This window comes from bacterium, assembly GCA_040754625.1.
Lineage (GTDB): Bacteria > JACRDZ01 > JAQUKH01 > JAQUKH01 > JAQUKH01 > JAQUKH01.
Genome location: JBFMCF010000022.1, coordinates 16,976 through 27,997 on the forward strand (window position 1 = coordinate 16,976; position 11,022 = coordinate 27,997).

The 11,022-nt window shown below is 38.7% G+C and carries 9 protein-coding genes; all 9 read left to right on the forward strand.

What is annotated here, in order from left to right; genetic code table 11:
• Positions 1 to 5: 5 nt before the first annotated feature.
• Entirely contained in the window at positions 6 to 479 is a 474-nt protein-coding gene (locus AB1498_01585) for a chemotaxis protein CheW (protein MEW6086980.1), read from the forward strand.
• Positions 472 to 2,091 (forward strand): methyl-accepting chemotaxis protein, encoded by a 1,620-nt coding sequence (locus AB1498_01590; protein ID MEW6086981.1) that lies wholly within the window; start codon positions 472 to 474, stop codon positions 2,089 to 2,091. Before AB1498_01585 ends, AB1498_01590 begins: the two co-directional genes overlap by 8 nt.
• Before the next feature lie 6 nt (positions 2,092 to 2,097).
• Positions 2,098 to 4,356 carry a hybrid sensor histidine kinase/response regulator gene (locus tag AB1498_01595; protein ID MEW6086982.1) on the forward strand — a complete coding sequence of 753 codons (2,259 nt, stop codon included), beginning with the start codon at positions 2,098 to 2,100 and terminating at the stop codon, positions 4,354 to 4,356.
• 25 nt (positions 4,357 to 4,381) lie between these two features.
• Entirely contained in the window at positions 4,382 to 5,404 is a 1,023-nt protein-coding gene (gene cheB, locus AB1498_01600) for a chemotaxis-specific protein-glutamate methyltransferase CheB (GenBank protein ID MEW6086983.1), read from the forward strand.
• 9 nt (positions 5,405 to 5,413) lie between these two features.
• Positions 5,414 to 6,880, forward strand: coding sequence for a diguanylate cyclase (locus AB1498_01605; GenBank protein MEW6086984.1), 1,467 nt, complete (start codon positions 5,414 to 5,416; stop codon positions 6,878 to 6,880).
• Positions 6,862 to 8,304 carry a CheR family methyltransferase gene (locus tag AB1498_01610; GenBank protein MEW6086985.1) on the forward strand — a complete coding sequence of 481 codons (1,443 nt, stop codon included), beginning with the start codon at positions 6,862 to 6,864 and terminating at the stop codon, positions 8,302 to 8,304. Before AB1498_01605 ends, AB1498_01610 begins: the two co-directional genes overlap by 19 nt.
• Positions 8,297 to 9,389, forward strand: a protein-coding gene (gene prfB, locus AB1498_01615) for a peptide chain release factor 2 (GenBank protein ID MEW6086986.1) whose coding sequence is annotated in 2 segments (ribosomal slippage) — positions 8,297 to 8,365 and positions 8,367 to 9,389 — 1,092 coding nt in all. Because the reading frame shifts where the segments join, the coding sequence is not laid out codon by codon here. The genes AB1498_01610 and prfB overlap by 8 nt, the downstream gene beginning before the upstream one ends.
• Before the next feature lie 42 nt (positions 9,390 to 9,431).
• Positions 9,432 to 10,292, forward strand: coding sequence for a right-handed parallel beta-helix repeat-containing protein (locus AB1498_01620; protein ID MEW6086987.1), 861 nt, complete (start codon positions 9,432 to 9,434; stop codon positions 10,290 to 10,292).
• Positions 10,293 to 10,295: 3 nt separating this feature from the next.
• The coding region (locus AB1498_01625; protein ID MEW6086988.1) for a right-handed parallel beta-helix repeat-containing protein at positions 10,296 to 11,022 on the forward strand (727 nt) is incomplete at its 3' end.

The following is an 11,022-nucleotide window of genomic DNA, read 5'->3' on the forward strand; positions in this document are numbered from 1 at the left end:
GGTAAATGATCTCACAAGCTAATATTGAAATATTGGTATTTAAATCGGGAGAATACACCTTAGGATTGGAAGGGGAAGAAGTAATCGAGGTGATCAATTCCCCAAAGATTTCTCTCCCGGGAAAGGAATGTGTTTTTCTGGAGGGAGAGACATCTTTCAGGGAAGAAAATGTGCCGGTTGTTGCTCTCTATAAGAAGTGGAGATCGCCTTTTGCCGGGAAAAACAGGAGTGTAATATTTGTAAGTATTGAAGATAATATATTTGGGATTTTAGTTGATTCTGTGGAAGACGTGTTTGAAATGCGTTTAAGCGAGCTAAATAAATTTCCGGATTTTATTAAATACGCGTCTGGCATTGATTTTATCTGGTCTATAGCAAAAAAAGGCGGGGAACTGATTCCTATACTGGATTTGGATAAAATTTTGAATAAACATGAAAAAGAAATAATAATAAAATATAGGAGGAATATAAATGAGTGAGAAAAATGATACAAATAATAAGTGGTCGCGGATAAATATTAAGTTTATATTGACCATTGGAATCGTTCTTATTATAGGCGGGGGTATAATGATGACTTACACCCTTATATCTGAAACCCGCCAATATAACAAACAGGTGGAGGAAAAAATCCGGTTGGCCAATGAAGTAATATTCACGGGGGTGTATCAGATTATGGCTACAGGCGAAACAGGCATCAGAGATTACATTGACAATTTAAAAAAAATAAGATTAGTCTCGAATCTCAGGGTGTTAAAATCCGACAAATTAGGAAAACAATATGGCATAACAGATGAGGAAAAACCAAAGAATGATGACGAGATAAAAGCACTTAAGGGTGAACACGTAAAGTCAACTTATTCAATAAATAACGACAGGTTTTACACGGAAATAACACCCATAAAATATGAGGAGGGCTGTTTGAAATGCCACGAGGGAAAACTAAATGATGTATCTGCCGCGTTGTTGATTACTGTTTCTCTTAAAGAGAGCGATAAAGAAATAAAGAAAAGGCAATTTATCCTGGGCCTTATTTTTATTATCTGTGTCGTATCGATTTTATTGATTCTTTATTATTATATCCAGTGGTTTGTTGTAAACCCGATAAATACCTTGGCCTCAATTTCAAATATAATTTCCGACACGGGAGATTTAACAAGGAAAATTGAGATTAAATCCCGCGATGAAATCGGGCATATGGCCAGTATTTTTAACGATATGGTCCAAAGCCTTAGAAATTTGGTATCTCATATACAGGCCGCCGGCCTTAAAATAAGCACTGTTTCCGCGCAGCTTGTGGCTACCGCCGAGCAGCAATCCAGCGGGGCAACTGAAGAGGCCGCGTCAGTCAGCGAAATTTCAGCTACGGTTGAGGAACTATCCGCGACTACAAGCCAGATAGCGGAAAACGCGAATGAAGTTATTAAAATTACCGAGCAGACTTTAAAGGGCGCGGAGGTTGGTAAAAAGGCGGTTCTGGATACAATCTCAGCGATGGACGATATTAAAAATAAGGCCCGTGAGACAACGGGGAAGATAGTCGCGTTAGGCGAACATACGCAAAAAATCGGAGAGATAATTGATATTATCGATGATATTGCCAACCAAACCAAGCTGTTATCACTGAATGCGGCTATTGAAGCTGCCAAAGCGGGAGAATACGGCAAGGGTTTTGCCGTAGTGGCTGTTGAAATAAGGCAGCTCGCGGAAAGCGTGGTTAAATCCACAAGCAAAATAAAGACCTTTATTACGGAAATACAGTCTTCTTCAAATGCTTCCGTTATGGCCACGGAACAGAGCATGAAAGGCATTGAAAACGGCGTTTCTCTTACCCGCAAAGCGGGGGAAATTTTAGGAGAAATATTGAATATAGCGAGGCAGACAGTGGACTCGGCGAACCAGATAGGGATCGCGATTCAACAGCAGAAAGTAGCGACCGAACAAGTCGCCATTTCAATGAAAGAAGTCGCGAGCGTGGCAAAGCAGTCAGCCGCGGGATCCAAAGAATCGACCGCGTCAGCGAGTGAATTGAACAGCCTGGCTACAGAATTGAAAAATGAAATCAATAAGTTTAAGATTAAAGAAAATAAGTAGATAAATATGCCGGATAAATCTGTAATTCTTAAAGCATTAAAAGAAGACAGCCTGGAATTAATTCAAAAACTAAATACGGGTTTTTTGTCCCTTGAAAAAGATCCGGGCCGGAAAGATATCTGGGAAGATGTTATGCGGACACTTCATAATCTGAAAGGATTAAGCAGGGTGATGGGGTTCGACAGCATAGGTGTTTTATCTCATCGTATGGAAGATGTAGTCAAAATAATGTTTGATAATAAGACTTCTTTTTCCGCGGGGAAACTGGATGTTTTTTTAAAAGCTGTGGATGCCATTGATTTGTTTTTGAAGGCGGTTATAGACAACCAGAAGGTGGATTTTAAACCTGATAATTTTTTGTCCATGCTTGATGCAATAGCCAAAGGTGAGCCTTTAGAAAGTGTTCAAACAAAAGAAGGACCTCCCGGAGAAAAAATTTCTGAAACTGCCGCCCCGGCGGCGGCACCTGTATCATCTCCTCCTCCTCCGTCGCAATCCGCGGTTCAGGATTCTGTCCGTATCAGGACGGACAGGCTGGATTACCTTCTTAATCTCGCAAGTGAAATGGTTATAGACCGTATTTGTTTTAATAAAGAGCTTAAAGATATGGAAATAATACAGGATATGATTTACCGGGAATACCAGGAGTGGCAGGCTTTTTCCAGGGAGTGCCAGATAAACTTATTTGCGGAAGACGGATTTAAAAATGCTTATCTGGAAGATAAGCTTAATAAAAACATCCAGAACCTTTCTATTTTAAAAGAACAGTTTGTAACTTTATTTAATAATCATTCAACTACTATTTCGCATCATAATACGATTATAAGTGATTACCAGCAGAAAATTACGGAAGTCAGGATGCTTCCGGTTTCAATCATACTTTCTACTTTTCCGAGGTTAGTCCATGATTTGGCGCAGCAATTCGGCAAGAAAATAGAATTTATTGTTGAAGGCGGAGAAATTGAAATTGATAAAAAAATACTTGAAGATATCAGGGACCCGTTAATTCATATTTTAAGAAACGCGGTTGACCATGGAATTGAAAGTCCCGCGAAAAGGAAAGAAATCGGCAAGCCTGAAACAGGAACAATAAAGTTAACCTTAAGTTATCAGGGGTCCCAGATAAAAATAGAGTTTTCTGATGACGGAGGGGGTATAAATATTGAGGAAATTAAAAAGTCTGCAGTGAAAAAGGGCTTTTATCGTGAAGAAGAACTTAAGGCGCTGGAAAGGGATGATTTGCTTAATTTGATTTTCAGGCCGGGTTTCAGCACATCTGAAATTATTACGTCTGTTTCAGGGAGAGGTGTTGGTATGGATGTGGTACAGAAAAATATAAAGGCTTTAAGCGGTTCATTGACGATAAGCACGAGAGAGAATGCCGGAACAAAGTTTACGATATTAATACCGTTATCCATGGCCACAACAAATATTTTAATTGTAGGAATTGGTGAACAGCTTTTTGCGATTCCCTCTCTGGCTGTTGAAGAGACCCTGGAGATATCTTCGGAAAATATTCACACGGTTGAAGGAAGAGAAGCGATTTCGATAAGGGACCATATTATTCCTTTGGCCTGGCTGGATGTCGTTCTGGGTATAAGAAAGAAAGACAAAAAATTAAAAAAGCACAGTAAGCTTTCAGTTGTAATACTTATAAGGGATGATAAAAGAATAGCGTTTGTGGTTGATAAATTAGTTGATGAATGTGAGGCGGTAATAAAAAGTATGGGAAAAAAAGTGAAGGATGTTTTTAATATTATTGGCGTTACGATTTTAGGGAGCGGAGATCTGGTATTTATCCTGGACCCGTTTGAATTAATAATTTCTGCCAGGCAGAAAGAATTCAGGAGCGCAGCGGGGGAAGAAGATAAAAAAACACAGGCATTGAAACAGCCCTGTGTTCTGGTGACTGATGACCAGATGACTATCCGGCAATTGCACAGAAGTATTCTTGAATCGTCAGGGTATAAAGTAGAAGAGGCAAGGGATGGGGTTGAAGCTTTGGATAAACTGTCCAAAAATAAAATTGATCTTGTGATTACCGATGTCCAGATGCCCAGGATGGATGGTTTTGAATTGACGGGGAAAATTAAGGTAAAAGATGTTTTTAAAAAGATCCCTGTTATTATTATTTCGGGACTTGGAAGCGAAGATGACAAAAAAAGAGGAATTGAATTAGGTGCGGACGCATATCTTGCCAAACAGGATTTTAACCAGCAGAATTTGATTGAGATAATAAAAATTTTATTGGGCAGGTATTCTTAATACTACTAAAAGACAGGGGGTCTCAATGATTAAAGCAGTAATAGTAGATGATGTCGCGACAGTCAGGGAAATATTGAAGATTGCTTTGGAAAGCGACCCGGAAATAAAGGTTGTGGGAATGGCGCGCGGCGGCAAGCAGGCGATTGATATTATTCCTGTTTTGAAGCCTGATATAGTTCTTATGGATTTAAAAATGCCCGATATGGATGGGTTCCAGACAGTCCGGCATATAATGGATTATTTTCCTGTCCCGATAGTCATAATTTCATCTGTTTCCGCGAAAAGAGACGATATGATGTTTCAGGTATTGGAATGCGGGGCGCTGGATTTCATCCCTAAGCCGTCACTCGGGGATTTTGATACTAATCCGAATTTCGCAAAAGATTTGGTCCAAAAGATAAAAATTTTTGCGGCAGCGAATATAAGCAAAAAAATAAAGGTAAAATTTGGGACATCAAAAATTTTAAATTTATCGGGTATCGGTAAAAATAAAAAAAAGGTCGTGGCGATTGCGTCTTCTACCGGCGGACCCGGCGCATTGAAAGAAATAATACCATTATTCCCGCCGGATTTGCCGGCAGGTATAGTTATTGTTCAGCATATTGTGGAGGGTTTTGTAGCCGGGCTTGTCGATTGGCTGCAGAAATTGAGCAGGATTAAGATAAAAGTTGCTAATGAGGGGGATGTTGTTGCGCCTGGTATTGTATTTTTTTCGCCTGACACGTCACACATAATTATTGATGAAAATGGGAAAATCAAATTTGAAAAATCCCCGCCTGTCGGAGGAGTAAGACCCGCGGCGGATATTTTGTTCCCGTCAGTGGCAAAATATTACGGTAGTTCCGCGATCGGGGTGATAATGACGGGAATGGGAGATGACGGGGCAAGGGGAATCGAACGTATAAAAAAAGAAGGCGGGGTCACGATAGCGCAGAATGAAGAGACATGTACGGTTTTTGGAATGCCCAAGGCCGCTGTTGAAAGAGGTGTAATTGATAAAATAGTCCCTCTTAATATGATACCTGAAACAATAATTAAATTATTGTAGGAGATGAGTATGGGTAAAAAAATTCTTATCGCGGATGACATGGCAACTATATTGACTATGGTTAAATGTATTCTTGAAGAAGAAGGTTATACGGTTGTTACGGCGGTTGACGGTGTTGAGGCAGTAAAAAAGGCATTTAAGGAAATGCCGGATTTAATTGTTATGGATTTGATGATGCCGAAATTAAATGGTTACCAGGCGTGCCGGTTATTGAAAGAAGAAGCTTTAACGGGGCATATCCCGATTATTATTTTAACAGGGCAGGATAAACCTATTGATAAGTTTTGGGCAATGCAGACAGGGGCGGATGAATATTTGCTGAAGGATTTGATTAAGGGGTTTCAATCTGAGGAATTGGTCAGAAAAGTAAAAATTCTTTTGGGGGTAACGCCTAAAAAAGTGAAAAAAGAGATTTTCGATACGCAGATTGATGAATCCGGTATTTTTATGAGAATAAATGATTTATTGGATAAAAAACTTCTGGAATCAACGGTCTTGAACGAGATAAGCTGTCTGGGCAAAACTATTTATGATGAGGAAAAAACAATGTCTTCCATTATGTCCATGCTCCAGAAGATAATAAATTTTGAGAACGGGCTGATTTTTTTAAAAGATGAGAAAAAGGTATTAATTTATCAGAAGGGGACTTTACTTGAAGAAAATAAGAATATTGTTTTAGAAAAGGCCATGGAACATTTCAATAGTCTGTCAGGGTTGGCTGTTAATAAAGATGATTTAAATGTCCGGATAGTTGAAACAAAAGAGGAAAAGGCTGTAAACGGTGCCGGAAATACATTAAAATCATTTTTGGTTTCAGAGTTGTCCACACGGGATAGTGTTATAGGTCTTTTATTGTTTTCAAGCTGCAGCGAGGATGTTTATACAGATAAAGATAAAAAACTTTTGAGTTTAATTGTCAACCAGACTTCCATTGTGATGGATAACGCGAGGCTTTATCAAAAAGTGGAATCCCTGTCGATAACTGATGAATTGACAAAAATGTATAATAAGAGATATTTAGACCAGATACTTCCTCTGGAATTAAACCGCATAAAAAGATATAACCGTATATTCTCATTAATCATGTTTGATATTGATTTTTTTAAAAAAGTAAACGATACCTATGGACATTTACAGGGAGATATAATCTTGAGGGAAGTCGCGCGTATCGCAAAACAGGAAATAAGGAAAATAGATTTTCCTATCCGTTACGGGGGAGAAGAATTTATGCTTATATTGCCGGAAGTAAATTTAGATGCGGCAAGGAGTATCGCGGAGAGAATAAGGAAGGCCGTAGAAAAATTTTTATTCCCGGGCCAGCAGGGCCCCTTGCGTGTGACAATAAGCCTGGGCGTAGGTTTGTGCACAAAAGAAAATGCCGATGAAGACGGGAAAAAAATAATTAAACTTGTTGATGAAGCGCTTTATAAAGCAAAGAAATCGGGACGGAACCAGGTATGCACAGCGGGCGAATAATAGTAAAAGATAAAGAACTGCCGTTAGAAGTTTTTAGACTATTCAGGGATTTAATCTATGAAAAGTGCGCTATTTTTATTGACGAAAGCAAACTTGATTCATTAAGAATAAGCCTGTTATCAAGAGCCACAAAAAAGAACCTGTCCAGTTATTCTGAATATTACGAATCTCTTAAAAATGATAATTATTCGGAACACGAATTTAAAGAACTTTTAAATTTAATAACGATAAATGAAACAAGTTTTTTCCGCACGCCGGCCCATTTTAAGGTGCTGAAAGAAGCGGTCTTGCCTGAAATTATTAGAAGAAAGGCTGATATGGACCGGACAATCAGGATTTGGGCGGCGGGTTGTTCGACAGGTGAGGAACCGTATTCAATAGCGATGACGGTTTTAATTTATCTTTTGACCTTCAAGGATTGGAAAGTCCAGATATTGGCGACAGATATATCGGAACGGGTGCTTGAAATAGCAAAAAGAGGTGTTTATCCTGAAAGGAGCCTTAAAACAGTGGACCGTTATTGCCGTGACCTGTTTTTTGAAAAAATAGATGAAAATAATTATGCCATAAAAGACGACCTTAAAAAAGTAATTGAATTTAAATATTTTAATCTTATCGGTACGCCTTATCCCTTAAGCGAAATAAAAAACTGGGACATTATTTTTTGCAGGAATGTGACTATCTATTTTAAGGCCGAATCCACAAAAAGAGTCATTCATAATTTTTACCGGAGCCTGGCGGCAGGCGGCTATCTTTTTATAGGCCATTCCGAGAGTTTAAATAATATATCGGATGAATTTAACCTGGTTGAGGTAAAAGGGACTTTTTTTTATTATAAATCAGCGCAAAAAAAACAAACGAATAAAACTGCCAGGGATTTTTTTGATTTTGATAAAAGATTAAAGCCTGATTTTAAACCGGATGTGAAAGAAGCAAAAAAAGAAAAAAATAAAGATGAAACTATAAAATTTGAAACGGCGTTTATTTGTCCAAAAGAAGATATACGGGACGAAACCGGGGTTTTATTATCAAAAGCGGAAGACCTTTTTAATAATGGGAAAATAGAAGATGCCATCCGGGCGTGTATTGAAATTGAATCCACGGACCCGCTTCTATGGGAAGCTTATTTTTTACTGGGTTTAATCCATTATAATGTCGGGAACGCAAAAGACGCGGTAATTCAATTTAAAAAGGTGGTCTATCTTAATCCCCGTTATTTTTTAGTCCATTACTATTTAGGGAACATATACCAGAAAACAGGGGAATACCAGAACGCCGTTATGTCTTATAACAACGCTGTTGAGTATTTAAAAAGCGGCAGGAAGGAAGAAACAAGATTTGATAAGGACATAAACCGTAAGGCACTGGTTGAAATCTGTGAAAATAATTTAAAAGAAATAGAAAGAGAGGCGGAAAATGTTTAAAGAATTCGAAGATAAGTTAAAATCGGCTAAAGAGAAATTATTTGAATTAAGGAGGTATCTTTGACCTTGGTAGAAGCGAGGAGAGATTAAAGGAATTGAACAAAGAAATGGAAAATGTTTCTTTTTGGGATGACAAAGACAATGCGCAAAAAAAAGTCGAAGAATTGAAAAGTCTGAAAAATAAAGTTGAAACATTCCGGGATTTAGAAAAAGAACTGGAAGATTTGAAACTCCTTGCTGAACTTTCGAAAGATGAAGAAGCCGGCGCGGAAGGTTTATTAACGGAACTGGAAATATTAACAAATAAACTGGACGGGCTTGAATTAAAGGCGGTCTTAAACAATCCTAAAGATGAAAAAAACGCTTTTTTGGTCATTCATCCCGGCGCGGGAGGGACGGAATCGCAGGATTGGGCGCAAATCCTTTTCCGTATGTATATGCGCTTCGCGGAATTAAAAAAATATAAAACTGAAATTATTGATTATCTGGCAGGGGAAGAAGCGGGAATAAAAAGCGTTACTGTTTTGATAGAAGGATCCTACGCGTTCGGTTATCTCAGCGCGGAAACAGGGGTGCACCGGCTGGTTCGCATTTCGCCTTTTGACGCAAATAAACGAAGGCACACCTCTTTTGCTTCGGTTTTTGTTTACCCTGAGGTGGAAGACGATATTGAAGTGGTAATCAATGAGAATGACCTGCGGGTTGATACTTACAGGGCGGGAGGTGCAGGCGGACAGCATGTAAATAAAACGGATTCAGCGATAAGAATCACACATATCCCCACAGGTATCGTTGTCCAATGCCAGAATGAGCGGTCCCAGTATAAAAATAAAACTATGGCATTGAAATTCCTGCGTTCAAAATTATATGATTTATATGAAAGTAAGAAAAAAGAAGAAGACAGCAGGGCCTTGGGGGAAAAGAAGGATATTTCATGGGGCAGCCAGATCCGTTCATATATATTCCAGCCCTACCAGCTGGTTAAGGACCATAGGACCGGGCTGGAAGTCGGAAATGTCCAGGCTGTTATTGACGGTAAAATAGGTCCTTTTATTGAGGCTTATCTGAAAAAGAAAAATTTCTAACGGGGTTTACTTTTTTTAAAAAATATTGTAAAATAAATATTTATGAAAAAGTTAATTAATTTATTCATATTCCTTGTTTTTATCTGTGCCTGCGGGAAACCTTATAAAAAGGAAGATGATATCAGGATTGAAGAGTGGACAAAAACAGGGATTACCCGCATAACCAAAGATATGACCTGGAAAAATGACGTGCAGGTCAGGGGAATAATACAAATAGAAAAAGGGGCCAAACTTACGATACTCCCGGGAATTAAAGTTGAATTTGTCCATGTTGATAAAAATAATGACGGGTACGGCGAAACAGGACTGGTAGTTTATGGTAACATTATTGCGGAAGGGAAGCCTGATAAACCGGTTATTTTTACTTCGGCAAGTAGCGCAAAGAACAAAAATGATTGGCAGGGAATTTATATTGAAACAAGTAACGACAGCCTGTTTAAAAACTGTATTATTGAATATGCAAATAAAGCGCTCCATCTGCATTTTTCACCGATAGTGATTTCAAACTGTGAATTGAGGTTCAACCAGGGCGCGGTTCATTTCCGCGATTCCAATGTAATGTTCGACCATAACTATATCCATCATAATATTATTGGCCTCCGGATTTGGAATTCTGACCCAATCATTGTATCGAATACGATTAAAGACAACCAGACAGGTATTTTTCTGGCAGAAGGGATTAAAAAAATATTTGTCCAGAATAATAATATTTATAAAAACAGTGAATATAATATGGGGCTTGGAGAACCGCAAAAAGATGATATAAACGCCCAGAATAATTACTGGGGTATTAATGATTTTAAGGACATCGAGAAAAAGATATATGATAAACTGGATTCAGAATATTTAGGCAGGGTAATTTATTCCCCGTATTTTTTGGAATTGCTGGATATAAATAAATAAATTATGTTAAAAAATAATATTGAAGCTGGAAATAACCGAAAAGCATATTTTAAAAAAGCGTCTGGCTGTAATTTTGCCAGGCGTTTTTTTATTTTATGTTTATTGTTCATATTAATTTTATTATCGCCAAAGAGGACTTATGGAGACACTACTTTTGTTGGTGGCAGAATATCCTCAGATACCACATGGACATTGGCAGGTAATCCCTATGTTGTAACATCAGCGATAGAGGTTTACGGCGATGCAACAACCCCGGCGCGATTAACGATTGATACGGGAGTGGTAGTAAGATTCTCAAGCGGGATGGGACTCAAGGTGGGAAGCGGAGAGAGCAAGGGGATATTGCGTGCGGTAGGCGGAAGTATAGAACCGGAGAAGATAAAATTCACGGCAAACACCGAAACACCGGGCAGGGGGATGTGGTCAAATATATATTTTGACGACGGTGCGGTGGATTATGACACGGTATCGGGGACAGGGAGTGTCCTGGAAAACTGCGTAGTTGAATATGGCAGCCAGCCAGGATATGCGGATGAGAACATATACATATTGAACAGTTCGCCAAAAATAAATAAGTGCGGGATAAAAGAGAGCGGGGCAAATGGAATAAGGGTGAACGGCGGAAGCCCCTCAATAGAGAATTGCATATTAAGCAATAACGGGACAAACGCGATACTTTTACAATCGGCAGGGTGTAATTCTTTAATAAACGGGAACACTATAATAAATA